12 protein-coding genes are annotated in these 14,437 nt (G+C 58.0%); 6 read left to right on the top strand and 6 right to left on the bottom strand.

Annotated features, from left to right (window positions below; genetic code table 11):
* Nucleotides 1-95: 95 nt before the first annotated feature.
* The 6 genes from HS961_RS19140 to HS961_RS19115 all read right to left on the bottom strand — a co-directional run bounded on the left by HS961_RS19140 (nucleotide 96) and on the right by HS961_RS19115 (nucleotide 9,836).
* A complete protein-coding gene (locus tag HS961_RS19140) occupies nucleotides 96-2,174 on the bottom strand; it encodes a catalase (RefSeq protein WP_182324715.1) in 2,079 nt (692 codons plus the stop codon).
* Nucleotides 2,175-2,525: 351 nt separating this feature from the next.
* Nucleotides 2,526-3,566 (bottom strand): hypothetical protein, encoded by a 1,041-nt coding sequence (locus tag HS961_RS19135; protein ID WP_238347660.1) that lies wholly within the window; start codon nucleotides 3,564-3,566, stop codon nucleotides 2,526-2,528.
* A gap of 202 nt (nucleotides 3,567-3,768) precedes the next feature.
* Nucleotides 3,769-4,473, bottom strand: coding sequence for a ligase-associated DNA damage response endonuclease PdeM (gene pdeM / locus HS961_RS19130; RefSeq protein ID WP_182324713.1), 705 nt, complete (start codon nucleotides 4,471-4,473; stop codon nucleotides 3,769-3,771).
* Nucleotides 4,473-7,097 (bottom strand): ligase-associated DNA damage response DEXH box helicase, encoded by a 2,625-nt coding sequence (locus HS961_RS19125; RefSeq protein ID WP_202883130.1) that lies wholly within the window; start codon nucleotides 7,095-7,097, stop codon nucleotides 4,473-4,475. Before HS961_RS19125 ends, pdeM begins: the two co-directional genes overlap by 1 nt.
* Nucleotides 7,090-8,805 carry an ATP-dependent DNA ligase gene (locus HS961_RS19120; protein WP_182324711.1) on the bottom strand — a complete coding sequence of 572 codons (1,716 nt, stop codon included), beginning with the start codon at nucleotides 8,803-8,805 and terminating at the stop codon, nucleotides 7,090-7,092. The genes HS961_RS19125 and HS961_RS19120 overlap by 8 nt, the downstream gene beginning before the upstream one ends.
* The gene (locus HS961_RS19115; protein WP_182324709.1) at nucleotides 8,802-9,836 is read right to left on the bottom strand and encodes a ligase-associated DNA damage response exonuclease; all 1,035 of its coding nucleotides are present in this window, start codon (nucleotides 9,834-9,836) and stop codon (nucleotides 8,802-8,804) included. The genes HS961_RS19120 and HS961_RS19115 overlap by 4 nt, the downstream gene beginning before the upstream one ends.
* A gap of 484 nt (nucleotides 9,837-10,320) precedes the next feature.
* Here HS961_RS19115 and HS961_RS19110 point away from each other — a divergent pair, with 484 nt between their 5' ends.
* The 6 genes from HS961_RS19110 to HS961_RS19095 all read left to right on the top strand — a co-directional run bounded on the left by HS961_RS19110 (nucleotide 10,321) and on the right by HS961_RS19095 (nucleotide 14,218).
* Complete coding sequence (locus HS961_RS19110) at nucleotides 10,321-10,710, top strand: TIR domain-containing protein (RefSeq protein WP_182324708.1); 390 nt, start codon at nucleotides 10,321-10,323, stop codon at nucleotides 10,708-10,710.
* Nucleotides 10,710-11,111, top strand: coding sequence for a RipA family octameric membrane protein (locus HS961_RS23785; protein WP_420481819.1), 402 nt, complete (start codon nucleotides 10,710-10,712; stop codon nucleotides 11,109-11,111). Before HS961_RS19110 ends, HS961_RS23785 begins: the two co-directional genes overlap by 1 nt.
* Nucleotides 11,029-11,253: a RipA family octameric membrane protein gene (locus tag HS961_RS23780; RefSeq protein ID WP_420481818.1), complete on the top strand. Its 225-nt coding sequence runs from the start codon at nucleotides 11,029-11,031 to the stop codon at nucleotides 11,251-11,253. The genes HS961_RS23785 and HS961_RS23780 overlap by 83 nt, the downstream gene beginning before the upstream one ends.
* Before the next feature lie 124 nt (nucleotides 11,254-11,377).
* The gene (locus HS961_RS19105; RefSeq protein WP_182324707.1) at nucleotides 11,378-12,376 is read left to right on the top strand and encodes a hypothetical protein; all 999 of its coding nucleotides are present in this window, start codon (nucleotides 11,378-11,380) and stop codon (nucleotides 12,374-12,376) included.
* Nucleotides 12,369-13,544, top strand: a complete 1,176-nt coding sequence (locus tag HS961_RS19100) for a hypothetical protein (protein WP_182324706.1) — start codon at nucleotides 12,369-12,371, stop codon at nucleotides 13,542-13,544. Before HS961_RS19105 ends, HS961_RS19100 begins: the two co-directional genes overlap by 8 nt.
* Before the next feature lie 59 nt (nucleotides 13,545-13,603).
* Nucleotides 13,604-14,218 (top strand): hypothetical protein, encoded by a 615-nt coding sequence (locus HS961_RS19095; protein WP_182324705.1) that lies wholly within the window; start codon nucleotides 13,604-13,606, stop codon nucleotides 14,216-14,218.
* The last annotated feature ends 219 nt before the right edge of the window (nucleotides 14,219-14,437 follow it).

Here is a 14,437-nt window from a genome sequence, read left to right as displayed (position 1 = left end):
AAAAGGCGCCGCAGTTTGCACTGCAGCGCCTTGTGTGGGGTGCCGATCGCGGAAGTTAGGCCCTAGCCTCGGCGATCTGCCTAACCATTAAGCCATCAAGCCAAGGTACGCAACTTCGGCTCCCGTTCCCAGAAGCGGCTCTTCGCACCCTTGATAAAGCCGGGCACATCCTTGGGGTCGAACACGCCTTCATCCGGCTTCACACCGGCGGCATCCAGGATCAAATGCGTGGCCTTGCAAGCGGCAATCGCCTTCAGGTGCCCAAAGGCATCGCGGAACCAGTCTTGCGCAGCGCTGTCCTTGCTCAGCATCTCGCCCGATGCCATGGGGATGACAGAAGCCACGGCATCAAACTGCGCCGATGGCGCGCCGGCCAGCTGGGCATCGGCGGCGATATGCTTGCCGTCGCTCAAGGTGGCGCCACCAATCTTGGGCGCGATGATCTTGACCATGGCTTTTTCAGCCAGGATGGCCTTTTGCAGCGCGGCGACATTCTCGGCGTTGGAGCCATCGTCCACCAGGATCGCGACGCAGCGGCCTTCCAAGGTGGGCTTCATGCGGTCAATGATGCGCAGCGCGGGGCTGGGCGGCAGGTCTTGCACGGGCACCGCTGGCTTGGCGGGCTTGGGCAGGGCTGCCAGTCCCAGGCCCTTGGCCACGCGCTTGCCCAGGTCGCTGTCAATCACCAGCAAGTGGGCGACCATGGCTTCGCGCACATGCGGCGTTTGCACCTTGGACAGCTCAAACACCAGGGCGCTGGCCATATGCGCCTGCTCCAGCTCGCTTTGGCTGGTGTAGAACAGGCGGGCCTGGCTGTAGTGGTCGGCAAAGCTCTCGGGGCGGATGCGGCTCTTGGCATGGGCCTCGGACGGTTGCGCAAACGAGCGGAAGCCCTGGGCCTGCGATTCGCGGGGCGAGTTCGGGTCTAGGCTCGATGGCTCATAGGCCACCCGGCCCTTGGGCACCTGGGTCTGCATATGGCCATCGCGCTGGGTATGCGCAAACGGGCACTTGGGCGCATTTACGGGGATCTGCGTAAAGTTCGGCCCGCCCAGGCGCGACAGCTGCGTGTCCAGGTAGGAGAACAAGCGGCCTTGCAGCAGCGGATCGTTCGAGAAATCAATGCCGGGCGGCACATTGGCCGGGCAGAACGCCACCTGCTCGGTCTCGGCAAAAAAGTTGTCTGGCCAGCGGTCCAGGGTAAAGCTGCCAATCTTGGTCAGTGGCACCACTTCTTCGGGAATGATCTTGGTGGGGTCCAGGTGGTCATAGGGCAGGGCATCGGCCTCTTCCTGGGTGAACAGCTGCACAAACAGGTCCCAGGCGGGCGCATGGCCGGCTTCAATCGCCTCGAAGAGGTCACGGCGGTGAAAGTCGTTGTCAGCCGCCTGCAGCTTGGCTGCCTCGTCCCAGACGGTGGACTGGATGCCCAGCTGAGGGCGCCAGTGGAACTTCACAAAGGTGCTCTCGCCCTTGTCATTGACGAGGCGGAAGCTGTGTACACCAAAGCCTTCGATGGTGCGCAGGCTGCGCGGGATGGCGCGGTCGCTCATCGCCCACATGATCATGTGCATCGACTCGGGCATCAGCGAGATGAAATCCCAAAACGTGTCATGCGCCGAGGCCGCTTGCGGAAAGCCCCGGTCCGGCTCCATCTTCACCGCATGCACCAGGTCGGGGAACTTCATCGCATCCTGGATAAAGAACACCGGGATATTGTTGCCCACCAGGTCCCAGTTGCCTTCTTCGGTGTAGAGCTTGATCGCAAAGCCGCGCACATCGCGCGGTGTATCGACCGAGCCTGCGCCACCGGCCACGGTAGAGATACGCGCAAAAATCGGCACCTTTTTGCCGACCTCGGTCAGCACCTTGGCCGTTGTGTATTTCTTCAGCGACTGGCTCAGCTCAAAGTAGCCATGCGCCGCCGTGCCGCGTGCATGCACGATGCGCTCTGGAATGCGCTCATGGTCAAAGTGGGTGATCTTCTCGCGCAGCACAAAGTCTTCAAGCAGAGTGGGGCCTCGGTTAAAGGCCCGCAGCGAGTTCTGATTGTCCGATACCGGAATGCCTTGCTGCGTGGTCATTACCGGATGGCCGTCACCGGCCTGCTCGTGGAGCTCGCCCCCCGCGCCTTGGGTTTGTGCGGTGGACGAGGTCGATTTGCGAGTGGTCATCGTGGATCTCCGTGGGGTTGGCGTTGTAGTAAGCCGGTGGGCTTCAACCTCTAAGGATGACAGTTGCACCACGTCGCGCTTGTAGGCGTTTGGAGGACTTGGCTGTATGCGCACTCTGAGGTGCTCGGCTGCAGCGACTGGCTGGCAGACGTTAAAAAGGCCGCTCAGTGAGCGGCCTGGGAGGGGTTGGCGTGATGCGCCTGTCTGTGCTTCTTAATGGAAGAACAGCGCAATCAAAATGATGATCGGGATCGGCACGCCAATCAGCCAAAGCAGGATGGAACGCATGGTGTTTCCTTTCTAGGTTTGCCCGCAGGCAAATGGGTTAAATCGGTGGGTAAGAGGCGGGGTTTAAGCGTCGCGCTGGCGGCCGCCAAAGGTGGCAGACAGGCTGCCCACAAAGGCACCAATCAGCAGCACCACAAACATCCACATCAGCGAGTAGGCAGTGGCCTTGCGGGCTTGCTCAGCAGCTTCCTTGGCCTTCACTTCGGCCTCTTGGGCAGTTTGCTTGGCCTTGTCGATCTGTTGCTTGACCTGGTCGTAGGTGGCTTGCACCTTCTTCTCCGACTCTTCCTGGCTCATGTCGGTGCGCTGTGCCACCAAACGGCCCAGGTACTGGCGGTCGTCGTTCGACAGCGAACCGGCTTGCAGCGAATGCACAAATACGGTGCTCATCTCGCTGGCGTCATCGGCAGCAGAGCGGGCCTTTTGAGCGACGTTTTGCGCGCCGTCCTTCATGTCCTGCTTTTGCTGCTCGGTAGGGCCACCTTGGCGCAGCAGGCTGTTGATCCAGTAGTTCAGGTCCGAGCCCGATTCATTCGCCTTGCCCGCAGTCACGCCGGCAGCACCGGTCAGCGCGGCGGAAGCTGCACCACCAATCACGCCCGTTGCACCACTGGCAGCACCGCCCACCACTTGGGCTGCACCGCTCACCACGGCACCCGCTGCCTTGGCCGTGCCGGTGATCGCAGCGCCTGCCAGCGAACCGGCCACCGCCACCATCAGCATGGTTGCCAGTGCCCAGGACAGAAAGCCGTGTGCCGTGTCGCGGAAGTACACCTCATCGGTGTGTACGCCTTGCCACTTGGTGCGCAGGCGGCCCGCAATATAGCCACCGACACCCGCAGATGCCAGCTGCGTAAACACCAGCCAGGCCACTGCGCCCCAACCAATCGCTTCGCCATCTGCCCCTCGGCCGGACCAGACCGACACCGATGACAGACCCAGGCCAATGCCGAGCATAAACAGCAGCAGCGACAACACCGCAGCTGCCAAGGCGCCCGCAAAAATGGCGGCCCAGGAGACCGCACTTTCACTGTTGCCTGCGATAGCGCGTGGTACGGCGCCAGCGACGATTCTGTCGTCCTCTACGTATGTGGTGGTAACCATTGCTATTCCTTGTTAGATAAGGCTTTCATTCTGCTTTTTGCCCAGGAAAAGTTTGTAGTCCAAACGCGAAGCAGACCGTGCGCGCTTCGCTGGTAGCAGCATCGGCGGATCTGCGCAAACACGCGCCAGACTTGGTTGGCGAGGGGTTGGGGCCGACAGGATTTAGCCGCCCGGTGTGGGAACGGGGCGCGGCAGAGCGGCCTCAGTACACCGCCACCGGCGCCTGGCTTTCATCGGCAAACAGCCAGGCATGCAGCGGCTGTACGGCCATCGGCCCAGATCCGGTGAACTCCGAGAACGCCGGCAGGTTCAGATAAGGGGCCGAGTAGGCCAGGCAAGGCAGGCGTTTGCGCAGCTGCGGCACCCGCATGGCCGGGTGGACATGGCCGTGGATATTGAGCGCAAAGTGGTGGACGCCCGGGCCCATCGGCTCATGGCTCATCAGCACTTGGTGGCGGGGCAGATGGGTCTGCACATCATCCAGCAGCAAGGCCTCCGTCTGCAGATAGCGGTCATGGTTGCCACGGGTCAGTAGAAAGCGGGTCTTGAGGTTGGCGCGGCGCAGGTTTTGCCACAGCTGAAAAGTGTCTTCGCCAATAAAGCGGCCATGCACAAAATCGCCCAGAATCACCAGCTCTTGCGGCTGCCACTTTTGCAGAATCTGGTGCAGGCGCAACAGGTCTTGGCGTTGCACCTCCAGCGGCACTGCCACCCCCCGGCGCCTAAAGATATCGCTCTTGCCCAGGTGCAAATCCGCAATGATCAGCATGCTCTCCTGGGGCCAGAACAGCGCCCGCTCGGCCAGTACCAAAAACTCCATGCCGGCAATGCTGGCGGCGACATGGTCTTGCGGCGACGGGGAAACTTGAATCGGAGAGAAGAGCTGAGCGGAGTGCGTGCCTGCCATCAAGAAGAATCCTCTGGTTGTCGGGGGCGGCGCGCACGGCTGGCCGCTCCCGGTTTGCGTCCGCCCGGGTGTGGCGCCGCTTTTCGGTGGGTGGTTTCGCCAGGGATCTGGCGCTCTTGCTGGGTGGCCATGCGGCGCACCTTGTCTTGCCAGGTCTCATTGCTGAGCTGGCCGCGAAAGCTCTCCGCCCACAGCCCGAACGAGAAGGGCGTGTGTTTGGCCGGAAAGCGCAATGCAATCTGCCGCACCGCCATACTGCCCAGCAGCCTTTGCATGGTCGGCAGGTGCAGCTCCTGGTCCAGCGCCTCTTGCCGGGCCTGGCGCAGCAGCAAATGCTCGGGGTCGTACTTGCTCAGCACATCAAACAGCAGGCTGGCCGATACCTGCAATTGCCTATCACTTGCCCGGCTCTTTTTGCCCGGCACCTTGGATTGCACCAGGCCGGCAATCTGCGCAATCTCTTTAAAGCGCTTGCGTGCCAGCTCGCTAAAGTTCACGGCCGAGCGCAGGTCGGTATCCAAACCATCGAGCTTAAAAATCTCTGTCCAGTCCACCGCATTCGCGTCGATGGGCAAGGTGGGCTGGATCATCAGCCCGATCTCGTTGCAGGCCCAGGCAAAGGTGTTGGGCTGGATGTGGGCCAAGCGCGTGGCAATCAGCACCGCCAGCCCCTCATGCGCCACCCGGCCGGCAAAGGGGTAGACAAACAGCGGCGCGGCCTTGGCGGCTTGGTTGTTGCCTACTTGCTCAATCAGCAGCTGGTCCGCACCTGGCACCAGCGAGCGCTGGCTTTGCAGCTGCAGCAGCGGCTGCAGCCATTGCAGCTCGCGGGCATGGGGAGCGTCATCGGCGGCTGGGCTGGCAGCGGCGGTGCTTAGCAGCTGTTGCATGCGCTCGCCCAGGGATGAGGACATGGGCATCAACGATCCGGCCCATGCAGGGGTCAGTAGGCCCACCTCGGCACTGCGGCGCACCCAGGCGGTTTGGTTCTCCAACCGCACCAGCACCAGGCTGCGGCCGGCAAAGTTAAACACATCGCCAGCGCTCAAACGGGCGATAAACGCCTCTTCGACCGAACCCAACCGCGCGCCGCGCAGGTACTGCACATTGACGGCCCCGTGGGCGGTGATGGTGCCAATCGACATGCGGTGCATGCGCACCACCCCCGTATTGGCCGGCTGGCACAGCCCATCCTCGCAGTGCAGGCGTTCGTACTGCGGATATTGCACCAGCGAATCGCTGCCATGCTGCAAGAACGCCAGCACCGATTGCCACTGGGCATCGCTCAAATCACGAAATGCCGCTGTGCGCCTTACCTCCGCCAGCAACTCCGGCGGGCGGAACCCACCCGCCAGCGCCGCGCTCATCGCGTGCTGGCTCAGCACATCAAAGCACAGGCGCAGCGGATCGCGCCGCTCATACACCTGCGCCTCGGCCAGCTCGCGCACGGCAGCAAACTCGGCCAGGTCCATCGCCTGGGTGGCAACGGCCTCCACATGCACGGCAGCACCAGGCCGGTGCTTGGCGCGGCCGGCGCGCTGCACCATGCGGGCGACGGATCGTGCGCCACCAATCTGGATCACCCGTTCTACTGCCGGGAAGTCCACGCCCAAATCCAGGCTGCTGGTCGCCACCACGCAGCGCAAAGTGCCTGCGCGCAGGCGCTGCTCTACCGACTGCCGCACGCCCTGGTCCAGCGAGCCATGGTGGATCGCCAAAGTGTCGGCATCTTCTGGCCAGATGCTCGCCAGCGCCGTGTGCCACAGCTCGGCCTGCGCGCGGGTATTGGTAAACACAATGGTGCTGGGGGCGCTAAACACCAGCTTGGCCACCTCACCCAAATTGGCCAGGCCCAAGTGCCCCGCCCAGGGCATGCGCGTGCCCAGGGGCGGCGTAATGCTGTGCAGGTGGAAGGGCTTGGGCCGCATATCCTGAACCAGTGCCGGCTCCTTCACCTGCCAGGCGCTCAGCAGCACATCGCTGGCCTCTTGCAGATTGCCAATCGTCGCCGACAGGCCCCAGACCTGCGCGCCAGGTGCCAGCGCCTGGATGCGAGCCAGGTTCAACTGCAGCAGCACCCCGCGCTTGCTGGGCAATAGCTCATGCCACTCATCCACCACAATGCAGCGCAGCTGGCTGAACTGCTCGCGGCTGCGCTCATGGCTCAGCAGCAGCGCCAGGGATTCGGGCGTAATCACCACCAGCTGCGCCTTGCCGTTGTCGGTCAGGCGCTTGTCACGCGATGTGGCATCGCCTGTGCGCATCGCCACTTGCCAGTGGGGCAGCACGGCTGCTACGGGGCCGGTAATGCGCTCGCGGGTGTCGCTGGCCAGGGCGCGCAGGGGCGTTACCCAGAGCATGCGCGGCCCATGTGCTGCACGGCCTTCAGGCGTCTCAGCCTCGGCCATCGCCTGCATCAACGGGCCCCCTAGCGCCGCCAAAGTCTTGCCCCGCCCCGTGGGCGCCGATATCAATCCGCTGTGCCCATCCGCATAGGCTCGCCAGGCCTGCTGCTGGAAGACAGCCGCGCCAATGTCCTGCTCCTTCAACCAGTCACGCCAGCGCTTGGCCGCACGCTGCATTGCGCGGTCGCTGGGGGCCGTGGTGTCATTCAACTCAGCCATCGGCCAACTCCAGCAAGGCGCTCAGCTGGTCGGCGTCTTGCGCGGTCTTGTCCTCGCGCCAGCGCAAGATGCGCGGAAACCGCACCGCCACGCCAGACTTGTGGCGGGTGGAGCGGTTCACGCCTTCAAACGCAATCTCAAACACGAGGCTGGGCGTGACAGAGCGCACCGGCCCAAAGCGCTCCACCGTGTGGCTGCGGATCCATTTGTCCAGCCGCAAAATCTCCACATCGGTCAGGCCCGAGTAGGCCTTGGCGACGGGCACCAGCGCATCGCCGCTCCACACCGCAAAGGTGTAGTCGGTGTGCAAGGTGCTGCGGCGGCCGCTGCCGCTTTGGGCATAAATAAGTACCGCGTCAATGCTGAACGGGTCCACCTTCCACTTCCACCAATCGCCCCGGCGCCGGCCTTCCTTGTAGGGGGAGGCCAGCGCCTTGAGCATCAGCCCCTCGGCATTGCGCTCGGCGGCGGAATTGCGCAACGGAGGCAGGGCATCCCAGCTGTCAAACGGCAGTTGGGGCGATATGCCCAGCGCCGGCAGTGCAGCGTGGTGGATGATCCGCTCCAGCTTGACGCGGCGCTGCTCCAGCGGCTGGGCGCGCAGGTCTTCGCCATCACACTCCAGCAGGTCATAAAACAAAATACGCGCCGGCACGGTCTGCATCAGCTTGGCAGAAGGCTTGCGTTTTTGAATGCGGCTTTGCAGCGCCACAAAGCACAGCGGCTTGTTCTGCTCGTAATCCCAGGCGAGCAGCTCGCCATCCAGCACCATGTCGCGCGGCAGCAGTGCAGCGGCGGCCTCCAGCTCCGGAAAGCGGCCGTCCAGCCTTTCCTCACCACGCGACCACAAATAGGGCGCATGGCCCTGGCGGCGCACTAGCTGCACGCGGATGCCATCCCACTTCCATTCGGCCAGCCAGTCCTTGGGGTCGCCCAAGGCTTCTGGCTCTTGCGGCAAGGGGGAGGCGAGGTAGAAGGGGTAGGGCTTATCGAGCAGCTGCGCGCTGGTTTCCGGGTCCATCAAGGTCTCATAGGCTTGGGCGCTGGGCAGCCATTCGCCGACCATGCGGTGCGCCATATCGGCGGCAGATATCCCCACCAAGGGCGCCAGGCTGTTTTGCAGGCTGCGCTTGTTAACGCCAGCGCGCAGCGATCCGGTCAGCAGCTTGTTAAAGACTAGGCGCGAAGGGGTATCCAGCTGCTGCCAGGCTTGTTGGATCGCACGCTTGCGCTGCTCGGCATCAGCGGCCACCAGCGGCAGCAAAAACTGTTCGGTCCATTCGTCCAAGCGGCTGTCGTTGTCGGGGGTTTTAAAAGTGGCGCCTAGCAGGGATGCATGCCAGGGCGCATCGGCATCGGGGGCAACGGCTGTGCCAGCCGAACCAGCAAGCTCAGGATGGTTAATACCCTGCTTTTGCCAAGCCGCCACCAAGAGCGACAAGGTCTCCGCCAAATCGCCCACCTGGCGGTAGCTCTCTTCCACCAGCCACAACGGTAGGGCAGTCAGCTCGCTCACCCAGGTACGCAGCTCGGTGGTGGTGGCCAGCCGGTTCTTGCCGGTGTTCACCTTGCCGCCGCTCAGCACATACACCGCCCAGGTCGCCTCGGCGGCAGTGGCGCCGGCAAAGTACTGCTGCAGCGCCAGCTCGCGGTCGCGGGTCCCGGATGCCTCGTCCAGCAGCTGGTACAGCGCCACAAAGCGGTTCATTCCGCCGCCTCCTCTTCATCGCCATAGGCGGTACGCAGGCGCTCCGCCTGTATGCCCAGGCTCTGCAGGTAGGGGATCAGCGCATCGGTATTGCCATGGGTGGCCAGCACCCGCTGGGCGCCGCACTCGGTAATCGTGTCGACGAGTTCCTGCCAATCGGCATGGTCCGATATGACAAAGCCGCGCTGCATATTGCGCCGCCGCCGGTTGCCCCTCAGCAGCATCCAGCCCGAGGCAAAGCCTTGCTCCACCTGTTTAAAGCGCTTGAGCCAGGCAGAGTCTTGCGCAGAGGGCGGTGCCAGCACCATGCGGCCAGCAAAGTCTGTATCGACGGGCACATCGGCCACCATCTCGGTAGCGGCCAGCGCAATGCCCGCCTGCCGGTAAATATCGGTGCCACGCGCCATCGCGCCATGCAGCAACACGGGCGCATCCAGCTTGCCAGTCAAGCCTGCCAGCACCCGCTGGGCCTTGCCCAAGCTGTAGGCGTACAGCACTGCCGCCTTGCCCTGCTCCTTGCAATGCGCCACCCAGCGCTCAATGCGTTCGACCTCATGGGCTATCGTGGGCCAGGCGTACACCGGGTAGGCAAAGGTCGCCTCGCAAATCAGTGTGTCGCAGCGCAGCAGCTCAAACGCCTCGCAGGTCGGATCCGGCTCGCGCTTGAAGTCGCCCGTGAACACCCACACCGCATCCCCGTGCTGAACCCGCACCTGGGCGGAACCAAGAATGTGCCCCGCCGGGTGCAGCGATACCTGCACCTCCCCCATCGTGATCGACTGCCCAAACGGCAGCGCATGGATGTTCTGCTCCCCCAGCCGCCATCGCAAAATTGGTTCGCTGGTTGTGCTGCAGTAGTACTCGCCCATCCCCACATGGGCATGGTCCGAGTGGCCGTGGGTGACAAAGGTGCGGTGTACCGGCTTCCAGGCATCAATAAAAAAATCCCCAGCCGCGCAGTACAGACCTTTGTCGGTCAGCGTGATGACGTCAGCGGGTGGGGCGTTGGCAGATGCAGAAGCAGCGAGCATGGGCAAATTCTGCGGCTGCGGGGAAGGGGGTGGGCGTCAGAGTTTGCCTTGTTGGGGTGCGGGAGTGGGGGGAGGCGAGGGATTCGTGCAAGTTCTTGGGCTGAGGTGATCGCTGAATAAGCGCCCGAGTTGCTAGATGGCTAGCTTTATTGATGAAGTCTCTGAGGTCATCAGCTGCTAAAGGGAAAAATATGCTGGATGTATTTCCATTTGCTGCAGACAACCGCGATAAATTCACTGCGTTGCCCTCATTAGTAGCGTTAGCTTTTGCTTAAACAAATGATCTCGTCCACAGCGGAATGCAATGCAATGCCATGGCTGGCTGTCCGGAGATCGAGGGTCATGAGTCCTAGATAGGCGAACTCTTGCAGAGAAGGCAAAGCTTGCAATGCTGGAGTGAGATGGAGCGCTCAAGATGTTTTTAAAGATGCATTTAGCAACATCATGTATCCTTCTGTACTTCACTACTTATGAGACAACTGACATGGCACGCAAAAAGCTGTTCGTGAGCTTTGACTTCGATAACGATGCTGACCTCAAGATGCTCTTGGTAGGGCAGTCGAAACATTCAGATACGCCATTCGATATTTGGGACTCGTCGGTTAAGGAGCATATGGATGGTGACTGGATCACTAAGGTCCGCCGGAAGATCAGCAATGTGGATGTGGTATGCATACTGTGCGGTCAAAGTACTCACGCTGCTGCTGGGGTGGCTGAAGAGTTGAAAATTGCAAAGGAATTGAAGAAGCCGTATTTCTTGCTTAAGGGCTATAAAGACAAGGCTTGTACTAAGCCAACGACGGCATCAGCGAGCGACAAAATGTACGACTGGACGTGGGAGAACTTGAAGGCTCTCATTCATGGTGGTCGTTAATGCCTGATGTCCCACAGGCGAAGCTCTGGAATGAGCTATCGGAAGGCCAGATATATCCGGTCAATGACAAGTGGCATAGTCACCTATTAGATCAGTACAAATTGTATGTTGAGATGGCTGATCGTATTAGTCAGCGTCGTACTGCCGCGAATACATACTTCTTAAGCGTGAACTCTGCAATTCTCGCATTCGTCGGTTATCTGACCTCTAAGACGGAGCCAGTCGACTATATGTGGTTATTGGCTTTGGCAGGATGTATGTTGACTCTCTTCTGGTACAACATAATCAACTCATACAAAAATCTGAACACTGCGGCAAGTGGTGCAAGACATCGAAAAGCGCTTGCCTATAAGTCCTTACGATGCGGAATGGGATGCTCTACAGCGCGGGAAAAACCCTAGGCTGTATCGGCCTATTTCTCATATCGAAAGCTGGGTGCCGGGAGTTTTTTGCTTATTGCACCTAATCGTATTAGTAAGAACTTTTCCTTGGAGTAGTTTTGCTGAGTGGTTTACCTCTGTCGCTACCTGTGTAATAAAGTGATTTATTGCTTCGGTCTTGCCATTTTGTATTTTCTGATAAATATCGTTTAAATTTTATAAGGCAGGTAGCCGTCATCTGCCTCCGGTACGATATAAATATAAACTCTTGAGGAAAGGCCTTTTAGATGGCTGAAACTGGAAATATCGCCACAATGGCGGAGATGCTTTCATCTGAGTTGTTCTCTGAATTTTTTTGGGAGCGCACTGGCCCAATGAATCACAACTGGGCATGCGTAAACCCAGATGTACATGAGGTGAAAACCCATCCTTCAGACGTCGTCTTTTACTATGACGAACCATATACTCAACAGCGTACATTCTTGCAGTGTGATCTTAAAAGCTATGCACGAAGCTCTATCGTTCTACCTAAGCTGAAGGGGGCACTTGAAAGCTTGGCCAAGCAAGTTGCTTGTGCAGAGGTTAGTGAGGAGTGGCAAGACCTTTATGTCCACAAAGGCCAGACCCCTGCTATTGCAGGTCTTCTTTTTATCTACAACCATGATGGTGAGTATGACAAGGACTTCAACGAAAACTTAAGGGCGCTTCAATCCGTTAAGTTGGACATTCCCCGTGGCTCGAAGATAGTAGTTCTTGGTCCCGAAGACATCTACTGGTTGGACAATGTGCGGTACGAAATTGTGCAGATGCGGGGTCGTCGCAGTGGAAGTAAGCTTCCAGCCCCGCAGCATTGTAAATATTACTATCCTCAGCTCGCGCGCAAAAAAAACTTGCAGATGGACAAAGCAAAATCTGCAACTTTAGAGATGCTTACGTCTAAACTGATTGTTTTGGAATTCGTGCATCCTGAGTCGCCTGGTAAGCGAGGATTGGTGCTTTTTTACCGGGGGAAAGGGGAGTCAAGTGATGAGTTTACTTACCTATTTGACTACCTTCGACATTATCAGGTGTTTGAGAAGGATGTGAGCGTAGAGATCAAGATGCTTGATGCTTCCGCTTATGCGATGCCGAAGTTTCGAAAAACTGTTCAGACATACATTGAAGGACTTGCCGCGGGCGCAGAAGACACAAGTTTGGCGCAAAGAGTTTCAGAGATTCAGTTCTCCAGTATTGCGCAGGTACGCACGCGATTTTCTCAGATTGAAATAGGAATGGACTATGAGTGAACAGCTTGCGCAGTTATATGCGACAGACAAGGATATCCATGACTTGCTGGCTTCTGCAAAGCAACGTCTGACGGAAACCGTACTTCGTGAGCTTGCCAGCGAGAGAGGAGTCTTCTACTCATTACATGACACTCGAGACGATTTGGTTGAGTCAATTTCAACACTTCCGCATACTTACTACGAGGTTACTGATCTCATTAGTCGTAGAGAGACCTCGCGGAGAAATGAGAAGACAACGTTCATTGTGCTCGAGGGAGAGGTTCCACTTAATGACATACGTGCTGTTGTATCTGAGTACCAAATTGAAGTGGGCAAATCCGAAAAGGTCGACTCTCATAACAAAGGTGCTAGTGCAGTAGTGATGAATCTTGAATATGACGAAATTGACTACTCTCGTACTCGATTGATTCAGCGTACCCGTCAAGATGCGACTTTTTCCTTTGCTCATGAGGCAGGTCAAACAATTATCCGCTTTCCGGCTAGCGATAAGGCAAAGCGAGTCGTAGAAAATTTAACTGGACGAATAGAATGTAATCGCCGTGCTCCCTTGATACGTAACGCTATCGCGCTAGATCCCGAATTCACCGCCGATGAGCGTAATACGTTTTTTACACGCATTATGTCAGAGATGGCCGGGCATAAGCTAAATGGAGTGACCAATCTAAAGATTGCTCCGAGCAAACCACAGAGTGATACAGATGAACCGGCCGAACTCGACGAAGACGAGCGTGCTGAAGTGGAACGCACTATGCTTGTCGTGGTCCGTAGTATGGGTATGAGTGGGGAAAATCTTATTGCAGCACCTGAGTACCAAGCGCTCAAGAAGCGTGGTTTCTTCATCACATCGGTGACCTGGAAGGGGCTGCAAATTTCACCGCCATACGACAAAAATCATCTTCATGCAGAGTTTCAAGATGGAGAAAATGGTAAAGATTTCAGATTGGCTATCAAGGGAGTGTATCGTTTTCAAGAGGGTGGTCACACTAAGTCCTCAAGGCCCGTTACAGATTTAGAGCGAGAGCTTCTAACGAAACTTATTGAAAAGACTGCCCAAGACGTTTTATCTGATATGCGTTCTAATCGTGCAGCATTAGAAGCGAAAATTCAGGCGGATAATCAAGACGAGTCTGTGGACGGGTCGCCCACAAAAATGGCGGCAGCATCATGACGCGCTATAGGTGGCTAGAAGCGGATTGGCCAGTCGCTATTAGAAGTTTGTCGAAGAGTATGCGTCAAAACAGCTTTAAGTTGGAAAACCGTAGTGGATTTCTGCTTGATCGAATACGAGATGACTTCCTCGAGGCACGATACATTGAACGTTTTGAATTTCAAGAAACGGTCTCAGACCCATTTGGTAAGGAAGTCACGTTTGAACGGTTGGAGTATCGTCAAACAGCCTTTAGAGCCACCGCGACATGGCCTGGTCTCGAATTGATTGATCCGTCGAGGTCGGTGCAGCAACTTCTAAGCGAGTTGATAGAGGCGAGCGACTTTTCAGTGAGTCTTGCGCCTTTGAGTGTTGATGTTCTGAAATGGGCTGAGGGAATTCAACAGACATTTGGGGGCATGTTGACAATTTCTTCTATCCAAGTTGGTGGCCTGAAGTTGGAAGACAGCGCTACCGCAAAGGTAGTAATTAAGGGCGATAAAGATGTACGTGAGGCTTGTCAGAAAATAACAGGAAATAGACCACACATATTAGAGAAGCTGCAGTTTCGCATCGCTATCGGGTCGGCATCTGCAACGGTACTTCTTGCTAACAACGCAACCGCTAAAATCGAAGGCGGCGAGGTCGAGGAAGAATTACTACCGGCTATCCGAAAGGCCATGATTGGAATCTGACACGGCTTACTATCACTATCAATGAATTATTTGTTTCATCGCAGAACGTCTGGATATCTACGTTGGAAAACAAACATGTAAAATCGCGGACCTCGCACGGATGTAAATCAGAAAATTGCCGTTATCACCTAGAGTGGGCCGGTGAACTAAATGGTCGATTTTGGACCTCAGCTTGAGCACGCTTGGTCGGTCACACTGTCGGCGACCGCTGAAAATAGG

Source organism: Comamonas piscis (assembly GCF_014109725.1).
In the GTDB taxonomy this organism is placed as follows: Bacteria; Pseudomonadota; Gammaproteobacteria; order Burkholderiales; family Burkholderiaceae_C; genus Comamonas; species Comamonas piscis.
This window is presented reverse-complemented; position numbering and strand designations above follow the sequence as displayed.

What these genes read in the sequence shown, in the direction of transcription:
- HS961_RS19140 (WP_182324715.1), bottom strand. Translation starts at nt 2,174, where the DNA reads ATGACCACTCGCAAATCGACCTCGTCCACCGCACAAACCCAAGGCGCG.
- HS961_RS19110 (WP_182324708.1), top strand. Translation starts at nt 10,321, where the DNA reads ATGGCACGCAAAAAGCTGTTCGTGAGCTTTGACTTCGATAACGATGCT.
- HS961_RS19115 (WP_182324709.1), bottom strand. Translation starts at nt 9,836, where the DNA reads ATGCTCGCTGCTTCTGCATCTGCCAACGCCCCACCCGCTGACGTCATC.
- HS961_RS19095 (WP_182324705.1), top strand. Translation starts at nt 13,604, where the DNA reads ATGCGTCAAAACAGCTTTAAGTTGGAAAACCGTAGTGGATTTCTGCTT.
- HS961_RS19100 (WP_182324706.1), top strand. Translation starts at nt 12,369, where the DNA reads ATGAGTGAACAGCTTGCGCAGTTATATGCGACAGACAAGGATATCCAT.
- HS961_RS19120 (WP_182324711.1), bottom strand. Translation starts at nt 8,805, where the DNA reads ATGAACCGCTTTGTGGCGCTGTACCAGCTGCTGGACGAGGCATCCGGG.
- HS961_RS19135 (WP_238347660.1), bottom strand. Translation starts at nt 3,566, where the DNA reads ATGGTTACCACCACATACGTAGAGGACGACAGAATCGTCGCTGGCGCC.
- pdeM (WP_182324713.1), bottom strand. Translation starts at nt 4,473, where the DNA reads ATGGCAGGCACGCACTCCGCTCAGCTCTTCTCTCCGATTCAAGTTTCC.
- HS961_RS19105 (WP_182324707.1), top strand. Translation starts at nt 11,378, where the DNA reads ATGGCTGAAACTGGAAATATCGCCACAATGGCGGAGATGCTTTCATCT.
- HS961_RS23785 (WP_420481819.1), top strand. Translation starts at nt 10,710, where the DNA reads ATGCCTGATGTCCCACAGGCGAAGCTCTGGAATGAGCTATCGGAAGGC.
- HS961_RS19125 (WP_202883130.1), bottom strand. Translation starts at nt 7,097, where the DNA reads ATGGCTGAGTTGAATGACACCACGGCCCCCAGCGACCGCGCAATGCAG.